This is a genomic window from Pedobacter alpinus (assembly GCF_042684645.1).
Lineage (GTDB): Bacteria > Bacteroidota > Bacteroidia > Sphingobacteriales > Sphingobacteriaceae > Pseudopedobacter > Pseudopedobacter alpinus.
In genome coordinates this window covers 56178-76290 of the sequence record NZ_JBHULV010000025.1, presented here as the reverse complement: position 1 = coordinate 76290, position 20113 = coordinate 56178, and the positions used below count along the sequence as shown (strand labels likewise).

At 32.9% G+C, this 20113-nt stretch carries 16 protein-coding genes and 1 pseudogene; 7 read left to right on the top strand and 10 right to left on the bottom strand.

From position 1 onward, the window contains the following. Window positions 1-457: 457 nt before the first annotated feature. Window positions 458-1066 (top strand): histidine phosphatase family protein, encoded by a 609-nt coding sequence (locus ACFSSE_RS08650; RefSeq protein WP_379042007.1) that lies wholly within the window; start codon window positions 458-460, stop codon window positions 1064-1066. Here ACFSSE_RS08650 and rpiA read toward each other — a convergent pair. Continuing rightward, complete coding sequence (rpiA, locus tag ACFSSE_RS08645) at window positions 1063-1728, bottom strand: ribose-5-phosphate isomerase RpiA (protein WP_379042008.1); 666 nt, start codon at window positions 1726-1728, stop codon at window positions 1063-1065. The genes ACFSSE_RS08650 and rpiA overlap by 4 nt on opposite strands. A 236-nt stretch (window positions 1729-1964) precedes the next feature. On the opposite strand from rpiA, the gene ACFSSE_RS08640 reads away from it, so the two are divergent. From ACFSSE_RS08640 to ACFSSE_RS08615, 6 genes and pseudogenes are all read left to right on the top strand, one after another. Continuing rightward, the gene (locus tag ACFSSE_RS08640) at window positions 1965-2363 is read left to right on the top strand and encodes a DoxX family protein (RefSeq protein WP_379042010.1); all 399 of its coding nucleotides are present in this window, start codon (window positions 1965-1967) and stop codon (window positions 2361-2363) included. 19 nt (window positions 2364-2382) lie between these two features. Next, complete coding sequence (locus ACFSSE_RS08635; RefSeq protein ID WP_379042012.1) at window positions 2383-2892, top strand: alcohol dehydrogenase catalytic domain-containing protein; 510 nt, start codon at window positions 2383-2385, stop codon at window positions 2890-2892. 9 nt (window positions 2893-2901) lie between these two features. Then, window positions 2902-3162: a zinc-binding dehydrogenase gene (locus tag ACFSSE_RS08630; protein ID WP_379042126.1), complete on the top strand. Its 261-nt coding sequence runs from the start codon at window positions 2902-2904 to the stop codon at window positions 3160-3162. A gap of 21 nt (window positions 3163-3183) precedes the next feature. Further along, window positions 3184-3399, top strand: a pseudogene (locus ACFSSE_RS08625) (zinc-binding dehydrogenase); the annotation flags it as partial. 16 nt (window positions 3400-3415) lie between these two features. After that, window positions 3416-4291 (top strand): pirin family protein, encoded by an 876-nt coding sequence (locus ACFSSE_RS08620; protein ID WP_379042014.1) that lies wholly within the window; start codon window positions 3416-3418, stop codon window positions 4289-4291. A 181-nt stretch (window positions 4292-4472) separates the two neighbouring features. Continuing rightward, window positions 4473-5054 carry a YqaA family protein gene (locus ACFSSE_RS08615; RefSeq protein ID WP_379042016.1) on the top strand — a complete coding sequence of 194 codons (582 nt, stop codon included), beginning with the start codon at window positions 4473-4475 and terminating at the stop codon, window positions 5052-5054. Between the two features lie 43 nt (window positions 5055-5097). Here ACFSSE_RS08615 and ACFSSE_RS08610 read toward each other — a convergent pair whose 3' ends face one another. From ACFSSE_RS08610 to ACFSSE_RS08570, 9 genes are all read right to left on the bottom strand, one after another. Continuing rightward, entirely contained in the window at window positions 5098-7926 is a 2829-nt protein-coding gene (locus tag ACFSSE_RS08610; protein WP_379042018.1) for an FAD-binding and (Fe-S)-binding domain-containing protein, read from the bottom strand. Between the two features lie 18 nt (window positions 7927-7944). Further along, a complete protein-coding gene (locus tag ACFSSE_RS08605) occupies window positions 7945-9423 on the bottom strand; it encodes a sodium:solute symporter (protein ID WP_379042020.1) in 1479 nt (492 codons plus the stop codon). 24 nt (window positions 9424-9447) lie between these two features. Continuing rightward, the gene (murQ, locus tag ACFSSE_RS08600; RefSeq protein WP_379042022.1) at window positions 9448-10254 is read right to left on the bottom strand and encodes an N-acetylmuramic acid 6-phosphate etherase; all 807 of its coding nucleotides are present in this window, start codon (window positions 10252-10254) and stop codon (window positions 9448-9450) included. A 62-nt stretch (window positions 10255-10316) separates the two neighbouring features. Next, window positions 10317-11846: a glycoside hydrolase family 10 protein gene (locus ACFSSE_RS08595; protein ID WP_379042024.1), complete on the bottom strand. Its 1530-nt coding sequence runs from the start codon at window positions 11844-11846 to the stop codon at window positions 10317-10319. Window positions 11847-11949: 103 nt separating this feature from the next. Then, complete coding sequence (locus tag ACFSSE_RS08590; RefSeq protein WP_379042026.1) at window positions 11950-12990, bottom strand: glycosyl hydrolase family 18 protein; 1041 nt, start codon at window positions 12988-12990, stop codon at window positions 11950-11952. A 58-nt stretch (window positions 12991-13048) separates the two neighbouring features. Beyond that, window positions 13049-14671: a PKD domain-containing protein gene (locus ACFSSE_RS08585; RefSeq protein WP_379042028.1), complete on the bottom strand. Its 1623-nt coding sequence runs from the start codon at window positions 14669-14671 to the stop codon at window positions 13049-13051. A 9-nt stretch (window positions 14672-14680) separates the two neighbouring features. Next, the gene (locus tag ACFSSE_RS08580) at window positions 14681-15445 is read right to left on the bottom strand and encodes a hypothetical protein (RefSeq protein WP_379042030.1); all 765 of its coding nucleotides are present in this window, start codon (window positions 15443-15445) and stop codon (window positions 14681-14683) included. Window positions 15446-15449: 4 nt separating this feature from the next. After that, the gene (locus tag ACFSSE_RS08575) at window positions 15450-16973 is read right to left on the bottom strand and encodes a SusD/RagB family nutrient-binding outer membrane lipoprotein (protein WP_379042032.1); all 1524 of its coding nucleotides are present in this window, start codon (window positions 16971-16973) and stop codon (window positions 15450-15452) included. A 10-nt stretch (window positions 16974-16983) separates the two neighbouring features. After that, window positions 16984-20007: a SusC/RagA family TonB-linked outer membrane protein gene (locus ACFSSE_RS08570; protein WP_379042034.1), complete on the bottom strand. Its 3024-nt coding sequence runs from the start codon at window positions 20005-20007 to the stop codon at window positions 16984-16986. Between the last annotated feature and the right edge of the window lie 106 nt (window positions 20008-20113).

The following is a 20113-nucleotide window of genomic DNA, read 5'->3' as shown; positions in this document are numbered from 1 at the left end:
TGCTTAAACAAATCAATATCCAATTTATCTTTAATTTAAACAAAAAATTTCATTAAATCACTTAAACAACTGTATTACTATATTTTATGTTTAGTTACAAAATTAAATTTTTACTTGTCAATTTGCCAAATAATTAAGAAGTAGATTGTTTTTTAGCTAAACATATATAAATATTTAATGAAGCCTAGAAGAATTATTTTTTTTTAGAAATACGTATAGAAATAGCACTATTTTTTTTGCGAAAGTATCAGATTAAAAAAGACTTTAAGCAAGTTCAAATCATTACTCCTATTTAACATATACTTAGAATTTGGTAATTGAATATTTATTACAAGGCTAAAAAAATCCAATTTCAAAGTAATGCAGTTTTTAAAAAAAAGTGACAATAAATAGCTTAGTATATTTAATATAACTAAAAATACAATTTCATCCTTAATAAAAATTAAAGCATTAATTCATGAAAAGCATATATTTAGTGAGACATACATCAGTTTACAATCCAACAAAATTATGTTTTGGCCAATCGGAAATACCGTTAGAAGAAAACTTTACAGTAAGTTTTGATTGGATAAAAGAGCAATTAAACACAACTGAAAATTGTGCTTTTTATAGTAGTCCCTTGCGGAGATGTACTAAATTAGCCAGCTATTTAAGTGATGATAATTTCACTATTGAGAGCAGATTAAATGACCTAAATTTTGGCAATTGGGAAATGAAGGGTTGGGATAAAATTCCTGCAAAAGAAGTTAAACTTTGGCAAGACGATTTTGTGAATTACAGCACAAAAAAAGGAGAAAATTTTGCTGATTTATTTGAGCGTAGTGTAGCGTTTTACGAAGAAGTTTGTAGTACCACAAATAAAGAAAACATAGTTATTATTTGCCATGCTGGCAACATCCGTTCTATACTCTCTTATGTATTAGATTTCCCTTTAGAAAACGTATTTAATTTGAAAATAGATTACGGCAGTATTTCTAAAATAGCCTATAACGAAGCGCAAAAATTAAGCACAATTGAACTTATAAATTTCGCTCCTAATAGCTTTAAAAATTTAGTGAAAGATTAATCAATAGTAATAGTACTCCCTTTTCCATCTTCACTAATAATTACATTTGCCATGCCTGCAAACAAACCATTTTCTACCACACCGGGCAAAGCATTCATTTGTGCCGATAGTTGTGCAGGGTTTTCGATTTTCTCAAATTTACAATCTACAATGTAATTTTGATTATCTGTAAGCAACAACTCTCCTTCTTTGTAGCGTAATTTTGGAATGCAACCTAAGGCTTTTAATTGTGCAATGGTTATTTCCTTACCAAAAGCTGTCACCTCAACTGGCACAGCAAAACTTCCTAAAAACTGTGATCCTTTAGCTGCATCAGCAATTATCACATAAAAATCGGTTACAGAAGCAATAATTTTCTCTCTTAATAAAGCTGCTCCTCCTCCTTTTGTCAAGTTTTTATTGGCATCAAACTCATCTGCACCATCAATGGTAACATCAATTTTTACCACATCTTCAATGGCCAATAGCGGAATATTTAAACTAATAGCCAATTCTTCAGTAGCTTTAGAGGTAGGTACGCCTTTAATGCTTAAACCATTTTTAACCAATTCTCCAATTTTCATAATCGCAAAATAAGCTGTAGAGCCCGTTCCTAAACCTACTATCATTCCATCTTTAATATAAGTGGTTGCTTTTTCGCCTACTAATTGCTTTGGATTCATGTTTTTTTTTGATTTTTTTTCAAATATATAAATATGGTTAAATCAATTACTGATTTTTTTGAATTCATCAAAAAATAGAATGTGTTAACTATTTAATCAAACATTTATCAATTTTACTTTAAAACAACTCAAAATTTGTTTTTTGGGACAATTATTGATACCAAATTGCAAACGCATTTTCCAACTAGAATATGCTTTTTAAATCATTTAATTAGGGATAATTAATAAATTATAAAATGAATAAAAACACAAATGCAGGATTGCTGATTCTTAGAATAGCAATTGGAGGCTTAATGTTATTACATGGAATAGCAAAACTAAGTGGTATTGAATTTATTGAAGGAATGCTAGTTTCTAAAGGGTTGCCAAGCCTTTTAGCTTACGGCGTTTATATCACAGAAATTGTTGCTCCACTTTTAATAATTGTAGGATTTAGAACCAGGCTTGCAGCCCTCGTTTTTATATCTGGGACTTTATTTGCTATGTTATTGGTACATTCTGCCGATATTTTAACCTTAACAAGTAGTGGTGGTTGGGGAGTTGAGTTATTAGGATTATACACTTTTGGTGCATTAACCTTGTTTTTTACAGGCGGTGGAAAGTTAGCTTTATCATCAGCAAATAAATGGGATTAATTAAATTGATATTTGTAATATGAAAGCGATAGGATTTAAAACATCGTTACCAATAAGGGAAGAAAATAGTTTTTTTGTATTTGAAACAGAGATTCCAAAACCTGGTCCGCAAGATTTATTGGTTAAACTAAAAGCCATAGCTGTTAACCCGGTAGATTATAAAATTAGACAAAATAGTGCTATTGATACAGTTTTAGAAACGCCTAAAATTATTGGTTGGGATGCTGCTGGTATTGTGGTTGCTGTAGGAGAAAAAGTAGATTTATTTAATGTTGGTGATGAAGTATTTTATGCTGGCGATATCACGAAATCTGGATGTAATGCAGAATACCAAACTATTGACCAAAGAATTGTAGGCAAAAAACCATCGAGCTTAAACTTCACAGAGGCTGCTGCATTACCACTAACCAGTTTAACAGCTTGGGAAATTTTGTTCGACAGGCTAAGAATTAATAAAGATTTAGATAAAGGCAAAAACTTATTAATTATTGGTGGTGCTGGTGGTGTGGGCTCAATTGCGATTCAGTAAGCAAAAAAAATTGCTGGTTTAAATGTAATTGCAACGGCATCCAGACCAGAAAGTGCGCAATGGTGTACATATTTTGGGGCTGATGTTACTGTAAACCCTCATGATTTAGTGAATAACATGAAAACCGCTGGTTACCCACAAGTAGATTTTATATTAGATTTTGTTGATGCTAACGCTTATTGGGACGCCATGGTGGAGCTTATTAAACCACAAGGCCATATCGCATCTATTACAGGAAGCAATATGCCTATTGCTCTAAATAAATTATAAACCAAAAGCGCCACTTTTTCTTGGGAATTTATGTACACCCGTTCTATGTTTCAAACGGATGACATTTCAAAACAGCATATTATATTAGATAACATTGCAGATTTAATAGACAACAAAACGCTTAAAGGAACTTTAAATACAGTTCTAGAAGGTTTTACTGTAGAAAACTTAAAGAAAGCACATGAAATGCTAGAATCTGGTAAAACCATTGGCAAAATAGGAATCAATTTTAATTGATAATAAATTGAATAAAATGGGAACAAAAAACGTTGAAAAAGTAATAGCACCAAGCCAGCCACATTTTGTAGGTGATGGTTTTAGAGTACATAATTTTATACCAAGTGCACAAGGATTAAGTATGCAAAGGATGGATCCATTTATTATGTTGGATTATAATTCTAAATTTAATTTTGCACCAAGCGATATTCCAAAAGGTGTTGGAGTACATCCACACCGTGGTTTTGAAACTGTTACCATAGCCTACCAAGGCAAAATTGCTCATCATGACAGCAGTGGTGGTGGCGGGATAATTGGCGAAGGTGATGTACAATGGATGACTGCTGCATCAGGCGTCTTACATAAAGAATACCACGAAGAAAACTTTAGTAAAACTGGCGGCTTATTTCAGATGGTACAGCTTTGGGTTAACTTGCCAGCAAAAGATAAAATGAGTACTCCTAAATATCAAGCTTTAGATAATAAAAATATTAATAGATATGTTTTACCAGATATTGGTGGAGAAATAGAGGTAATTGCAGGAAGTTATAAAGGTGTTAAAGGTTCTGCTTCAACATTTTCATCAATAAATATGTTAAATGCAAAGTTAAAAGAGGGAACAATTGCAGACTTTAGTTTTCCAGCTGATTTTAATACTGCTGTTTTAGTTATAGAAGGAAGTATTTTTATTAATGAAACCATAGAAGTGCCTACAGATAATTTAGCTTTATTAGCAAATGAGGGTGAAAATTTTACAATAGAAGCAAGTGAAAATGCGATTGTATTAGTGTTAAGTGGAGAACCAATTAAAGAACCGATTGCTAATCAAGGACCTTTTGTAATGAATACAAGAGAAGAACTAGCACAAGCCAATTCGGATTTTAGAGCAGGTAAATTTGGTTATTTAGCATAGCTAAGATTTTAAATTAAAAGCTTTAAGGAAAATAAAAAAAACCTATTTGATAAGTACATATAAAATTCTATTAATAAGTTTATTAATAGCTTTTATATGAACAAAAAAATTAACATTAAATTAGTTATATTTTAATGATTTACCTTTATTTGAATATCGTATCGTGAGTAAAATGAATAAAATGGTAGCACTAAATCGCTACTACAAAATAACAAAGTTTTATAATTTTTTAAGAGAAACGGCAATAAAAGGTGCTATTACTATAGCTATCTTTTTGTTGATTTTTATTATTGTAGATTATTTCTTTTTAGATACCAGAGCAATATTTGAATCTTTGGTAAATGATTACTCTCCTAAATTTATTTTTTTAGTTTTCTACATATCCGAAACTATTTTAGGTTTATTGCCTCCAGAAATTTTTATAGCTTGGAGTGCCAAAATGAGCAATCCGTGGCTTTACCTTACTGGTTTAGCTTCCCTATCTTATTTAGGAGGCATCACAGCTTATTACTTAGGAAAATTAACTTTCAAAATTCCGGTAGTTAAAAACTATTTGGAAAATAAAATAGCCATTCATTTAGTTAATTTAAGAAAATGGGGAAGTATTTTTGTAGTTGTGGGTGCCATGCTGCCTTTACCCCACTCCATTGTTAGTTTTGCCTGTGGATTGATTAAATACGATTTTAAACATTACCTGTTATGGGCTTTATTTAGATTTTTACGCTTTTATATTTACGGAGTTGTAATTTTTAATGTGATATAAAAATGATTATATCACATTTACTAACAGTTAACTTCTTCAAAGCCTAATCAACAATACATTCTTTCACCAAATAAACTATTGACTCATAGTTTTTACCAACCGCTTCAGACATTGCCATTTCGCAAGTTTTTGCGCTAGAGTAATGTCCATCAAAATCGCCACTTGCCATTACTTCTTTGGCTTCAAAATGTGTTGCGGATGCTGTAAGTTCAGGAAAAAGGAAACCTCTGTCGCCAGCCATACCACAACAACCAGCATTAAAAGGAATGGTTACTTCATCGGCAAAAGCTTTAGCAATATTGTAAAACTGATTTTGTAAACCCATCTTTTTTAAAGAACAAACCGGATGCAGAACTATGTTTTTCTTTTTTCTTAATACCTTAGCTTTAGGTACTATATAGTCGGCAATAAAAGTAATACTATCAATAATCTTTAAATCGTCGAACCTTTTTATATTAATTTCTGACAGTACTTTTCTGCTGGCTAATAAAGTTTGGGTGCAAGAACTCACATCTAAAACTATCGGAAATTGACCAAAGTTAGTTGTTTCCCATAAATCTTCAATGGTTTTGTTGGTGCTATATACGTAAGCATCATGGTAACCTTTTGAACTAAAAATTTGTCCGCAGCATAATGCGCTCAAATTTTTAGGAAACTTAAATTCTATTCCAACTTTAGCAGATATTTTAGCCATCGTTGTAATTATATTATCTTCTGGATTTGTAACTGACCCTCCCATCATCCGAGAGATACAAGTTGGCATATAAACAACCTTAGCGTTTTCTCCTGCTATTGTCTGTATTTGATTTTTACCTAAAGGCCTTAATTGGTTGCTCCATATAGGAAATACTGGAACTATCTTTTTTATTGCTTTGGTAAATTGGTACATGGTATTTTTACCCAATAAGTTATTTACACCTACTCCTGTTTGTACCGCTAAACCAGCAACTCCTTGTATAAAAGCAAAGTTTTTAGCCACTGTTAAAGCTGCTTTTTTAGCAAAATCGTTATGGCTTTCTCTTCTCAATCGTTTTACCAAATCTCCCGTATTAATATCTACTGGGCAAGCACTTGCACATAAACCATCTACTGCACAAGTTTCTAAACCATCATATTGGTATTGCCCCAATAATTCTTGGTGTTTTTCTGTTTGACCTCTCTTTTTGAAATTTAATAATGCTCTACGCGTTACAATACGTTGGCGTGGCGTTAAAGTAAGATTTCTACTTGGACAAACAGGCTCGCAATAACCGCATTCCATACATTTATCAACTTCTTCCTCAACACTTGGCAAATCTTTCAAGTTTTTTATATGCGCATTTGCATCGCTATTGATAATTACACCTGGGTTTAATAAAGCTTTTGGGTCTATCACTTCTTTCAAAGTTTTCATAATCCCATAAATAGTTTCACCCCACTCGGTTACAACAAAAGGAGCCATATTTCTGCCAGTTCCGTGTTCTGCTTTTAGCGTACCATTAAACTTTTTAACCACCAAATTAACAACATCTCTTAAAAAAGCATCGTATCTTTTAATTTCATCAGGAGTATTAAAAGCTTGTGTTACAACAAAATGTATATTTCCATCTTTTGCATGTCCAAAAATAATTGCGTTTTCGTAATCATGCTTTTTAAACAAATCTTGCAATGCTAAAATACCATCGCCTAAAACATCTACAGGAAAAGCAATATCTTCTAAAATTACTGTTGTACCACTTGCTCTTACTGCCCCAACAGACGGAAACATTCCTTTTCTTAGTTTCCATAAAAAGGCTTGCTCGTTAGCGTCATAAGAAAAAACAGCGTCATTTAATAAAGTAAGTTCTGGCGCAACCTTTAAAAAGTAATTAATCTTTTCATTTAACTGATCTATATCATTTGCTTGATATTCAATTAATAAAGCTGCTGCTGATGCTGGTAAAGTTTTAAGAATATCTGGCACACCAATTATATGCTCTATAGAACGTAAAGAAGCTCTATCCATTAGTTCTACCGCTTCTGCACCGCTTAAAGTTAATGAAGGAATTGCTTTGCAAGCCTCGTAAATATCAGGGAAATACAATAAAGCTGATGCTTTTTCTTTATAATCATCAACGGTATTTAAAACGGCTTCACTAATAAAACCTAAAGTACCTTCGGCACCAATTAACAAATGGGCAAGTATATCTAAAGGTTTTTCATAATCTATAAAAGCGTTTACAGCATAACCAACGGTGTTTTTTGTTTTGTATTTATTTCTGATGAGTGATTTTAGTTCATCATCTGCTTCAATCTTAGTTTTTAAAGCTTGTAATTGATTGAATATTTCTGGACATTCTTCATAAAAACGATCATAATCAGCTTCAAACTCGGTTGAATAAGTTTTACCGTTTGGCAAAATAAATTTGATATGCTTGGTGGTATGGTAAGAGTTGTGGTGCACTCCGCAGCACATTCCGCTTGAGTTATTAGACAATATACCGCCCATCATTGCGGCACTAATACTTGAAGGATCGGGACCTATTTTTTTACCGTATTTATGAAGATGATGATTTACGGTAGCTCCAATAATGCCGGGTTGTACCCTAACATGAGTACCGCTTTCTTCTATCCAAATCTTATTCCAATGCTGACTTAAGTCAACCAAAATACCATCTGTAATTGATTGACCTGATAAACTTGTACCGCCAGTTCTAAAAGTTAATGGGATTTGGTACTGATGAGAAAATTTAAACAAATTAACTATTTCCAATTCTGAAACTGGCTGAACTACCGCGATTGGCTGCAAATGATAAAAACCAGCATCAGCAGCATAAGCTACAACGTCAATCAATCTCGATTTTATTCTATTTTCTGGTAAAACAGAATTTAAAAGTTGAGGTATGGAAAGCATTAATTATAAAATGAGAAATTAAAAATTAGTTGCAGTTGTTGATTTTTTACTAATTAATAACAAGCATATTGCTGTAATTGTTGCATTAATAATAATTAATTCGAACCCAACTGCATAATTAAACCATGCTATTGAATTTTTATCAATCACAAAAGTTAAAACGGGCGCTAAAATGCAAATAAATGGCACTAAAACATCTTTAACGGACCGTTTACATAACATACCAAACGCAAATAAACCTAATAGTGGCCCATAAGTGTAACCAGCAGCTTTAAAAATTGCGTTAACAACAGAATCATCATTAATTAGTTTAAAAACCAAAACCACGCAAAAAATAAGGAAAGAGAAAACTACGTGAACGGTATGGCGAGTGTTTATTAATTGCTTTGAATTATAATCTTCCTTTTTATCAAAATGCAAAAAATCTACACAAAAAGATGTAGTTAAAGCTGTTAAAGCCGAGTCTGTAGTGGCAAAAGTTGCTGCTGTTAAACCCAACATAAATACTGTAGCAGGTAAAGCACCTAACTGATTTAAAGCAATTTCTGGAAAAAGATGATCTGGTGTTGCCAATTGAGTAACATCAATTCCTTTATTTTGTGCATAAATGTATAACAGTGCACCAACACTTAAGAAAAACAGGTTTATCAAAACAAAAACACCTGTAAAAGTGAGCATGTTTTTTTGTGCCTCGCCAATATTTTTACAGCTTAGGTTTTTTTGCATCAAATCTTGGTCAAGCCCTGTCATGGCTATAGTGATAAACAAACCACCTAAAAATTGCTTTAGAAAGTGGTTTTTGTTGGTGGCGAAATTATCCCAAAAGAATATTTTTGAATACGAACTTTCTTTAATGGTTTCAAAGGTTTGTGCAATATTTAAATCTAAACTGCTAGAAATAAAATAAATTGAAAGCACTACTGATGACAGTAGAAATACCGTTTGTAGGGTATCTGTTATGATGATTGTTTTTAAACCTCCTTTAAAAGTATAAGACCAAATTAATAACAAGCAGATAACAATAGTTACCCAAAAAGGAACATTCCAAGCATCAAAAATGAATTTTTGAAGTACAATTGCTACTAAATAAAGTCTGAATGCAGAACCTATTGTACGAGAGATTAAAAAAATCATAGAACCAGATTTGTAACTCCAGTACCCCAACCTTTTCTCTAAATAGGTGTAAATAGATATCAGATTTATTCTATAATACAACGGCAATAATACGGTTGCTATAAATATAAAACCTACCGCATTGCCTAATACAAACTGAAAATAACCAAATGCACTCTTTTCTACCGCACCAGGTACAGATATAAAAGTTACTCCTGATAAAGCAGTCCCTATCATTCCGAAAGCAACAAAATACCAAGTTGAGTTTCTGTTGGCTATAAAAAAACTAGAATTATCTGATGTGTTTTTAGATGTGAAGTAAGAAATACCAATTAAAACAGCAAAATAAACTACTAAAAATGATAAAAGTAAAATTGGTTCCATATTGATATTTAAACTGTTTTAAACTTATTTATTAATATTTTCTATTGATTTTCTTACGCTGCCATGCACCTCTAATAATGTTCTTGCAGTATTTTCATCAACCCCAGTTTCGGTCATAATCATTTTCACACCACGTTCAAATAATTTATGATTGGTTAATTGCATATCAACCATTTTATTACCTTTTACCCTGCCTAAATTAATCATTACTGTGGTACTTAGCATATTTAAAATTAATTTTTGTGCCGTACCAGATTTCATACGTGTTGAACCCGAAACAAACTCTGGTCCTACAACAACTTCTATTGGATATAAAGCAACTGCACCAACTGGGCTATTTGCGTTACAAACCACACAACCAGTAATAATATTTTCTGCATTGGCTTTTTTTAAGCCTCCAATTACGTAAGGCGTAGTGCCTGATGCTGCAATACCTACCACAACATCTTTATCTGTAATATTATATTCTTGTAAATCTTTCCAAGCTTGTTCAGTATCATCTTCAGCAAATTCTACGGCTTTTCTAATTGCCACATCTCCGCCTGCAATAATTCCTACAATCCAATCAAACGGAACTCCAAAAGTTGGTGGACATTCAGATGCATCTAAAACACCTAACCTGCCGCTTGTTCCAGCCCCAATGTAAAACAAACGCCCACCTTTGGCCATTTTATTGGCAGTAACAATTGCCAATGCCTCTATCTGAGGAATTACTTTTGCTACTGCCGCAGTAATAGTACTATCTTCTCTATTTATATTAATAAGAATTTCTTTAACAGACATTTTATCCAAATTCTTATAATTGGATTCTTTTTCTGTAACTATTTCCATGTTTGCCATATATTTAAATGCCTTAAATTAAGGCTATATTTTAATTGATTTATAATTATTTGTTAATCAAAAATAACCTGTAATTGATTTGCTTGGCTACTTTCGTTTTTTAGCCTATCAATTGCGGTAATGGTGTAATTATAGCTACGTCCTTTTTTTACGCTATTATCTACAAATGTTAAAACATCACCATAAATTACTTTCAAAATATTTTTAGGGTTGTTAATGTCTAATGTTTCTTTGCCGCTGGTTCTATAAATTACGTAACCGTAAGCCGTTTCGCCATCTCTAACAGCGTAAGGTTTATCCCAACTTAAGATTACAGAATTATTGTTTTTTATAAATTTTAAGGACAATGGTGCCGACGGTGGAACATGATCTAACCAAGCCATAGTTGGTGGTAAAGCTATTGTTTTATATAAATTGGTTCTTAAAGAATCTTGAAAACCACCTAAATTATTAGTAACAGATTTTGAGCTAAAGAAAATACTTCCTTGTATATTATTGTTTTTTCTCAAATACTGAATTTGATCTGGCATCTGACTTGGTATTTCCCAACCGTTTTTCTTTTCTGTTAAACGATAAACTCCATGACCGATGTAAACATGTTTGCCAAATGAATTTTTAGCCCACCAATCTGTTAATTTTTCATAAGCTGCCGGAGCATAATTAAAAGGAAAATAAACTTGAGGATTCACATAATCTAACCATCCTTTTTCTGTCCACTTTAAAACATCAGCATATAAAGCACTATAACCAGATAAGCCGTTGGTATCCGAACCTCGAGGGTCTTCTTTTAAGTTTCTCCAAATTCCAAAAGGACTAATTCCAAATTTTACATGATTTTTGGAATTGCGGATGCTATCAGCTATCCCTTTAATTAACAAATCTACATTATCTCTTCTCCAATCATTTATATCTTTAATTCCCCTATTATTAGCAGCAAAAGAAGTGCTATCTGGCAAAGGTTCTTTGCTTGGGTAAGGATAAAAATAATCATCAAAGTGTACACCATCAATATCGTAAGAGCGTACCACATTCATCACTATTTTATTGATATATGTCCTTACATCTGGCAAAGCAGGATTAAAATACTTTTTTGATGCGTAGGTAAAAAACCATTCGGGTTTTGTTTTGGTAATGTGCTTTTCGCTGATAGATTTTTCATCCAAATCATTTGTTGCTCTGTATGGATTAAACCAGGCATGCAACTCCATCCCTCTTTTATGAGCTTCTGTTATTACAAAATCTAAAGGATCGTAAAAAGGATTTGGCGCAACACCTTGCTTACCGGTAATAAAAGAAGCCCAAGGTTCTTCAGATTTAGCATATAAAGCATCAGCAGATGGTCTTATTTGAAACATAATGGCATTGATACCATTTTTTTGATGCGCATCTAAAATATCAACTAGCTCTTTTTGTTGCTTACTAGTACTTAACCCGGGTTTTGATGGCCAATCAATATTTTTAACGGTTGCTATCCAAACCGCTCTAAATTCTCTTTTTGAAGCGTTATCTTTATTTTGTGCATACAAATAATTGCTAGCTACAACAAAAAATAATGGAAATAAAAGAGCATACTTTTTTAACATAAAAAATTTAGTTTTTGAATAATTGACAACCGATTATATTTTTTAATCAGTTGCCAATTAATACTTAATAAATTGAGTTAAATTTTCAAGTCTTAATAATATATTAATAAGCTCTGCCTATAGCATCATTTGCTGCTTTAACTAAAGAGTTTGATCCGTTAACATCTTGAAAAAATTCCCAAAACATAATGCCATTAGCCTTTTCTTTAATTAATGTTGCCTTATCTTTAACAGTGGGTATTCCGTTATAATAGTAAGTTGTACCTGCAACTGTAAACGAGTTTTCAAGAGGATTTGCACCTTGTCTCAGCATATCCCTAAATGTTAGTGCTGCATTTGCTGGATTTTTGCCATATAAAGGTATTCCAACAACTGCCTTTGATTTTGGTATACCTTTTTGGTTTAACCAATAATCTATTACATCTTGTGTTAAAACCATAGATGCATGGTTTGGATTACTTTTATAACCCGCACCATCATAAGCCATTAAATTTATAAAATCCATAGCTTCTACTGCTCCTAAAGTTATACCATCTCTAATACCACCCGGAAAAACACCAGCTGTTACAGCTGCACTTAAATATTTATGCCAAGCATGTAATTCTACTGATAAATCTTTCATAAAAGACTCATAACTGATATGCTGCCCTAAGTTTGCGTTAGGGTATTCCCAATCTATATCAATACCATCTAATTGGTTATTGACTGCAAATTCAACTATGTTACGAATAAATATAGCTCTTAACTCAGGATCCTTGATGATGTTTTCAAAAATTTCTTTCTCAGCAGCAGATACTCCAGCAATGGATACACCAAATTTAAGTCCGTTTTCTTTCGCTAAATTTCTCATCTTACTGAAATTCGCAGGTCTTAAAATTGCTTTTATAGTGCCATTTGCATTTGGATAAGCAAAAGCATAATGAATATGAGTTACCATTTTAAACTTCGCTAAGGCAATAGAATCTATTTCTCTAGCTTCAGAATAATAGGCAACAATTTTGAAATCCTGATTTGAAACGTAAGGTGTGGTAGGTTTTACATTTAAAATTCCAGTATTGTATCCATCAGGAACAATTGCGACCTCCTTTTCACATGCCTGTAGCATAATGATACTTAGAAAGGCTAAAAAAAATAACTTTTTCATATCTGATTTATTTTTATGAAGATGTCATTTTTTTTAAATGACATCTGTGTTTAAATATTTATCTTCTTGTATTATCTATTGCGATACCATAAGGAGCATAACCCATAGTTGCTGGTATAAAACTTGGCGCTGCACTTCCATTTAATGGATATCTTTTTACACCAGAATTTATTGCCGGTCTATTCCTTATGGTTGGTGCATTTGGATCTCCTGTAATATCTAAATCACTTCTATAACCATAGTATATAAATCCACCTGTTGGTAAAGTTGAGTCGTTATTTATTGCTAAACCGGTAATATAAATATGTTCGTTTGCAGAACCTTCGGCAGAGAAACCATTAGTTCCAATTTGCATACCGGCTCCATTATCAATGGCAATAATGTTGTTTCCATTTATATCTGCTCTGTAAAGACCAACCGCACCAACATTAACAGCATAATATATCTTTTGATTAACAGGATCTATAACAAAAGACCTAATGGCAGAATTCATAATTGCGCCACCAAGCGGACCTATAAAAGTTCCATCAGTATTAAAACGCCAAATTCCTTTACCTGTTGTTGCAGTTTTTGATAACCAAATTTCATTGTTTACAAACTGAATACCTCCATCAAAATAAGTTGCAGTTGATACCCCTGCATTTGCAGCTGTTAAAGCCATTTTGGCTAAAGGATAAGGAGCTTCCACAGAATTAACTGGTAAAGTTCTTATACCACCGTTTCTTTCTGTCCACCAAATGTTTCCGCTGTTATCAAAAGTGTGCATCCAAGGGTCGTTTCTATAGTCAACGGTTCCAGCAGCAACTGAAGATTTTGTTAACACAACAGGATTAGATCCATTTAAATTGTATGATGTTATGCTTCCATCTGCTGCGGCATTAATACCACTACTAAATCTTAAGCCCAAGCCAGTTTCTGCAACATATATTTTGTTGTTGGCGATACTTATTGATAATGGATGAATAGTTGTTGATATAGGAATTTGTTGTACTACTGCATTTTGCGCAAAACTATAACGATAAATTCTTTGTGTTATCGCATCAGTAAAATACAAGCTTTTAGCTAATTCGCCTCTTACATCAACAATTCTGGTTACAACCAAAACCTCGTCGCCATCATTAACTGTTAACGTAATTGTATGTAAGCCTTCTCGTGTAAATGCAACTGTAGGATTTTGCTCGTTAGATACTAAGCCAGGTTCATCAAAATTCCAAGAAAAAGTAATGTCTTTATCTGGAAATTTAAAGGCTGCACCAAAAAACTGATAGCTATTTAAAACTTCGATATTTGCAGGGGCAGTAATGGTTGGTTGTCTTTTTCTAACTATTAAATCTCTTGTAATAGAATCAATTTTACCATCTTGCCAGCCTGTTAAAGTAATTTTATAAGTGCCAGGTATAGCATACACAATGGTATCTGGAATTACTTTTTCAGAAGTACTAACATCTAGTAAATTTGTTCCAACTAAGGTTTTCCCTTGTGGAAACTTCCATAAAAACCGATCTGAAAATCTAGATCGATTGGTTAAAATCAACTTTGTGGGTGCTGTAATTGTACCTATTGGAAAATCAAAATAAACATCGAAATCTCCAGTTGGAGTAATTCTACTAATTTCATCTTGTTTGCAGCCTGCAACAAGTAAAATTATAGTTGTTAAATAAATTAAATATTTTTTCATCATTAACATGTTTTAATATTTTGCAATAAATACATTTACAACCTCATTAGAAGCAGTGGTTTCTGAAAATACTTTTACTTTTAAGCTTACTATCAAATCGCCTTTTTTAGTAGCTGTTTGTAAACCATTAGAAATTAAAAGCTGTTTTGTTAAATTTGCATTTAAATTTGCTCTCCCAATCGAACTAAGAACTGCACCAGAGAAATGAGTGCTTGGAGCACCAGGAAAAAGAAGCCTGTAATCAGCTATGTTAATATTAAATCCTAAATGATTTTTAAGTGAAGCAAATCCTTCATTTGTTAGTGAATTTATTAAATCTGCATCTTTAATGTCTTTAGGAATAAACTTTTTATATACATCTCTAATTACATAAGCATCAGAGAACGTTTCAAAAAAGCTATCAAATTCATTATTTTGATTAGTTATCGTTCTAAATATGTTGTTCTTAGCTACTGAATCAACGATTAAAAAAACAGGTTTAGCATCAACAACTGAATTTAAAGTAGTATTAGCCAATGTAATATTAACTGCAAATTTCTCTACAACAGTTTCAGAAAATTCAATTTTGTCTATATTATCATTAACATGCCATGTTGATGCAGTTTGTACAATTGAATCACCAACTGCGGGAGCTCTGTTATTTAAACTTACCCTTAAGGTAGCTCGGGCTGCATTACTTGCCGTTGGATTACCTAAATCTGTAATTTGACTTTCTTTTTTACATGACAACATACCGATTGCCAAGCCTGCCACTAAAAATATTTTATAAAATTTCATACTGTTAGTTTTTTAATTGTGACTGTTCTGCCCACCATACCGGATTAAACACCCAATTTCTAGCGTCTGCACCTAATCTTGCAATTTCTTGTGGATTATAAATATATTCTGTTTGTCTATCGTAAGGAAGACGTTGTATAAATCTTCCTTGCCACTCTGCAAGCGCATTTCTTGGATAATATATACCTGGATAAGCTGTTGTGCTATAGCCATATCTCCGCATATCTACCCAACTTTCAGACTGTAAGTACAATGCAACGTATTTTTGCATCATGATATCACTAATTTTTAAAGCGAGCGGGTCGGCAATTACACGGTTTGATGCCATGTATGCCGTAATATCATTTTGCGCAACGCCAACAGTATTTAAATTAGTTTCAATTCCTAATTTATAAGCCGCATGTGCTGTAGGTAAATCTCCTTTGTAAAAAGCTGCTTCGGCTTTTATAAAATACAGTTCTTCTTTAAGTATATAGGGAGATGGAGAATCGTTTCTTGTCCATGTGCCATTGTATAGATTGGCAAAATCTGCTAATGTGGTACCAGTAGGTAAACCTAAAGTTGATAAACCTTCTGAAGATTTAGCAGATAAGTATCGGTTATTTGCTCCTGGAGTTGTTAATTTGAATAAACGAGGATCATATTCTGAGTTTGCTTGATTGATAGTTAAAAAATTCATCAAAAAATCTGTATGAACTGATTCTACCAAATTATTTCTAATGTCGGCAAAATTAAACTCAGGACTTGCAACCCTTGGTCCCCATAAATTAGTTTCCCACTCTCTTTCTGCACCTATTGGGTACTTGTAAATAGCACCGTCAAAATTTGTTAAGGCATCATTAACCGTTGTAATTAAACGATCGTAGCCATTATCAAAATTAGCAGTATGTAAATACATTCTTGATTTTACAGCCTTAGCAAATGCAGCCCACTTTTGTAAATCTCCTTGATAAAGCAAATCAGATGTAGCATTCATCACTCTATCAGTAGCAGAATTTGCTTTTGCAAGATCGGCCAATCCTTCGTCTAATAGTTGCTCAATACCATCATAAACTTGTTCCTGACGATCATAAACTGGGTTGAAACTTGCACCATAAGCTTCAGAATATGGCATATCGCCAAAAGAATCTGTTGCTGTTAAATAAGAATAAGCTAACATAATTTTAGCAACACCCAAATAATTAAAAGATCCTTCACGCTCAGCGGTTTCAATTAAGCCTCTGCAATTACTACCCACATCAAAATAATGCCATCTCCAAGCACCCAAACGAGTGATCCCACTGTAATCTAATTGAGACTCGATTCTTGAATTGTTTAACCTAGTGGTTATGTAAAAAGAATGAAAACTTGAAAAACGAGCATGAGAATAATTATGGTAGGCCATATTACCCAAAATAGCTGGCAACCTTAAGTTTGAAGGTGATGTTACCGGGTTTACAGGATTAACATTAATATCAAGTTTAGAACAAGAAGTTGATAATGTTAAAGCAAGTAATAAAACTGAAATTGATTTTAAAGTACTTTTCATGTTTTTATATTTAAAATCCTACTGTTAGTCCTAATGAATAAGATCTAGAAAGTGGAATATTTCCAAAATCGACGCCCATTGTGCTACCACCACCGCCACCGGCATTTGGTCCTGCGCTATTTACTTCAGGGTCTCCGCCAGAATAATTAGTAATTAAAATAGGGTTCTGTGCAGATAGTTCAAAACTTAATCTTCCTACTTTTAATTTTTCTGCTATACTTTTAGGTACAGAATACGCAAAAGTGATATATCTAACTCTTGCCCAATTAACTGTTTCTATAAAGTTGGATCCAACTGGTGTGTATCTGTTTGTGAAAAATGGAAAATCTAATGCAACTTCCCTTGTATTTTTCACAAATGAACCATCTGTTTGTTGCACAACTCCATTAAATACATACATTTTGTCTCTGTATTCTCCAATATCTTCAGCAATTCCTCTCGAAACCATACCTAAACGCGTTGCATTGTAAACATCGCCTCCGAAACGGAAATCCCATAAAAAGGATAGTGAAAAAGTTTTATAATTAAATTTGTTTAATAAGCCAATATTTAATTTTGGCTCTCTGTTTCCAATATATTGTTGTGAGTTTTGAGAATTGATAACAGGGTATCCTGTTTGATCAATAATCGTAAATCCATCTTCATTTTTAGCATAATCTGTACCTATAATACCTAACACTGGCATATTTAACATAGAACCGGCAATAGCTGCTGTATAGGGTTGACCAAATGTGTATGGAAAAACAGTAATTTGCCCGGGAAATTCTAACATTTTAGATGTATTTTTCCAACCGTTTAAAGTAACATTCCAATTAAAGTTTTTGGTTTTAATAGGATTACCATTTAGCGAAACTTCCACCCCTCTGTTGCGTAACCTACCAGCATTAAATGCTTTAATTACAAAACCAGTGGTTAGTGGAACTCTTGCGGTAACAATTTGGTTGCTACTTTCTTTATCATAATAAGTTGCATCTATGCTTAAGCGGTTTTTAAACAATTTAAATTCTGCACCAAATTCTTTTTCAATAGTAGTTTCTGGTAATAGATCTGAATTTCCTCCGGTTGGGTCATTTTGATAACCACCACCAACACCTTGAAATTGTCTTAAATTAGTATTTGTTCTATAAATTGGTGCGTCCTTACCAACTTTTGCATAACTGGCTCTTAACTTACCATACCATGAATTTCTGTTGTCAAACAATTCTGAAAATGCAAAACTACCGGAGTATGAAGGAGAATAAAAAGATCTGTTTTGAAGAGGTAAAGTAGATGTCCAGTCATTTCTTCCTGTAATACCTATGCTTAACATATTTTTGTAATCTAATTTAATATCACCGTAGGTAGCATAGCGTCTTCTTCTAGAAAATCCTTCTGTTACTGTAAGGTTGCTCCTATCAATATTATTAACACTATATATCCCAGGAACTATAAAATTTTCACCAGCAAATGCATTAGTTTTAGCCTCAAAATATTCTGAGGAGCCCCCTAAAATTGCGGTAGCTCTTAAATCTTTGGTTATTTGTTTATCAAACGTACTGTTAAAAATGTTTGTATTAAATAAGTAATTACCTTTGTTTTCAAATAACCTACCTGGTAACGACCCTGGTGTTCCCTCCGTAGTTATGTTAGAATAAGTTTGATTATAAAAATCTTGACCTACCCTGTAAGAAAGATTAATCCAATCATTTACCTTGTAATCAAAATTACTGTTTAAAACTATACGTTGAGTTGCAGTATTTCTCGGATTTCTCATTACATTCCACAATGGTGAAAGTATCAATGTCTCATCAGAGCCTGTTAAATCTTGAAACTCGTAAGCCGGAGTACCATTTGGGTTTTGATAATTTAATATATCAAAACGTCTTGGATATAAATAAATACTATTGGCATAGCCTCCTGATGTACCGCCTACTATACCCTCTTTAATATTATTGTTAATGTAATTAGCTGATGCGCCAAGAGTTAATTTTTTTGATAGTTTAGCAGTACCTTTAATTAAAAAAGATAATTTATCTGAATTTGTGTTTGGTATTATAGAAGATCCATCTCTATAGTTTCCAGACATGTAATAATTATATTTTTCTGTACCACCGTTAACATTTAAGTTAACATCATTTACTAAACCAGTTTCAAAAAATCTATTTATGTTATCGTAAATAGGCTCGTCAAATCTAAATTTACGACCCCAAGAAGAAGTTGATCTTTCATCAAAAATACCACCTATACCTGTTGTAAACAAACTTTGTTGACTAGGTGTTTTACCAACGGTTTCTAAAAATGACTTGTATCCTCCATTAATTTGAATGTCTCCTATTTTTCCTTTTTTAGTAGTAATGATAATTGCGCCAGAAGCAGCATCAATACCATATAGCGCTGCAGCGGCTGCACCTTTAAGGATAGAAATATCTTGAATATCTTCTGGATTAAAATCCGCAAGTCTATTTATCGTACCGTTTGTTGAAGCATTACTTACCCTAATTCCATCAACAATCATTAACGGTTGGTTATCTCCTGTTAAAGAAGAAACCCCCCTTAAAATAATTTCTGAAGGTAAACCTGGAGAACCACCTGATGAGGTAATTTGCGCTCCGGCAATTTGCCCTTGTAAACCATTAATAATATTTGACTGATTTGACTCTCTCAAATCATCGCCTTTAACTGTTTGTACAGAATAAGTTAAAGTTCTTTTGTCTCTTTCAATACCTAAAGCAGTTACTACCACTTCGTTTAGCGCTCTTGCATCCGCTAAAAGCGCAACGTTTAAAACAGCATTTTCGCCGACTGCTTTTTCCAGTTGCGTCATCCCAACAAAAGTAAACACTAATGTTGCGTTTGAAGGAACAGAAATTGCATAAGCTCCCTCTAAATCTGTTTGGGTAACTTTAGCACCACCCTTTATAGAAACAGAAACGCCAGGTAAGGGCAATCCATCATCTGCACTAGTTACCTTTCCAGTCACTCGCTTTTCTTGCGCCAAAAGCTGCAATGAAAACAACATGAGCCCAAAAGCAACAGCAATTAGTCTTAATCTCATAATTAATGATTTTTGTTTAATTAAATTTTGTTTAACCGCTTGATAATTATCGAATAACTAAGATAAGAATAATTTTTTAAATATGCGTTTTTGTGCAGATATTTTA

Bases quoted from the DNA above. Each gene is read 5' to 3' on its own strand.
- ACFSSE_RS08650 (WP_379042007.1), top strand. From the start codon at position 458: ATGAAAAGCATATATTTAGTGAGACATACATCAGTTTACAATCCAACA.
- rpiA (WP_379042008.1), bottom strand. From the start codon at position 1,728: ATGAATCCAAAGCAATTAGTAGGCGAAAAAGCAACCACTTATATTAAA.
- ACFSSE_RS08640 (WP_379042010.1), top strand. From the start codon at position 1,965: ATGAATAAAAACACAAATGCAGGATTGCTGATTCTTAGAATAGCAATT.
- ACFSSE_RS08635 (WP_379042012.1), top strand. From the start codon at position 2,383: ATGAAAGCGATAGGATTTAAAACATCGTTACCAATAAGGGAAGAAAAT.
- ACFSSE_RS08620 (WP_379042014.1), top strand. From the start codon at position 3,416: ATGGGAACAAAAAACGTTGAAAAAGTAATAGCACCAAGCCAGCCACAT.
- ACFSSE_RS08615 (WP_379042016.1), top strand. From the start codon at position 4,473: ATGGTAGCACTAAATCGCTACTACAAAATAACAAAGTTTTATAATTTT.
- ACFSSE_RS08610 (WP_379042018.1), bottom strand. From the start codon at position 7,926: ATGCTTTCCATACCTCAACTTTTAAATTCTGTTTTACCAGAAAATAGA.
- ACFSSE_RS08605 (WP_379042020.1), bottom strand. From the start codon at position 9,423: ATGGAACCAATTTTACTTTTATCATTTTTAGTAGTTTATTTTGCTGTT.
- murQ (WP_379042022.1), bottom strand. From the start codon at position 10,254: ATGGAAATAGTTACAGAAAAAGAATCCAATTATAAGAATTTGGATAAA.
- ACFSSE_RS08595 (WP_379042024.1), bottom strand. From the start codon at position 11,846: ATGTTAAAAAAGTATGCTCTTTTATTTCCATTATTTTTTGTTGTAGCT.
- ACFSSE_RS08590 (WP_379042026.1), bottom strand. From the start codon at position 12,990: ATGAAAAAGTTATTTTTTTTAGCCTTTCTAAGTATCATTATGCTACAG.
- ACFSSE_RS08585 (WP_379042028.1), bottom strand. From the start codon at position 14,671: ATGATGAAAAAATATTTAATTTATTTAACAACTATAATTTTACTTGTT.
- ACFSSE_RS08580 (WP_379042030.1), bottom strand. From the start codon at position 15,445: ATGAAATTTTATAAAATATTTTTAGTGGCAGGCTTGGCAATCGGTATG.
- ACFSSE_RS08575 (WP_379042032.1), bottom strand. From the start codon at position 16,973: ATGAAAAGTACTTTAAAATCAATTTCAGTTTTATTACTTGCTTTAACA.
- ACFSSE_RS08570 (WP_379042034.1), bottom strand. From the start codon at position 20,007: ATGAGATTAAGACTAATTGCTGTTGCTTTTGGGCTCATGTTGTTTTCA.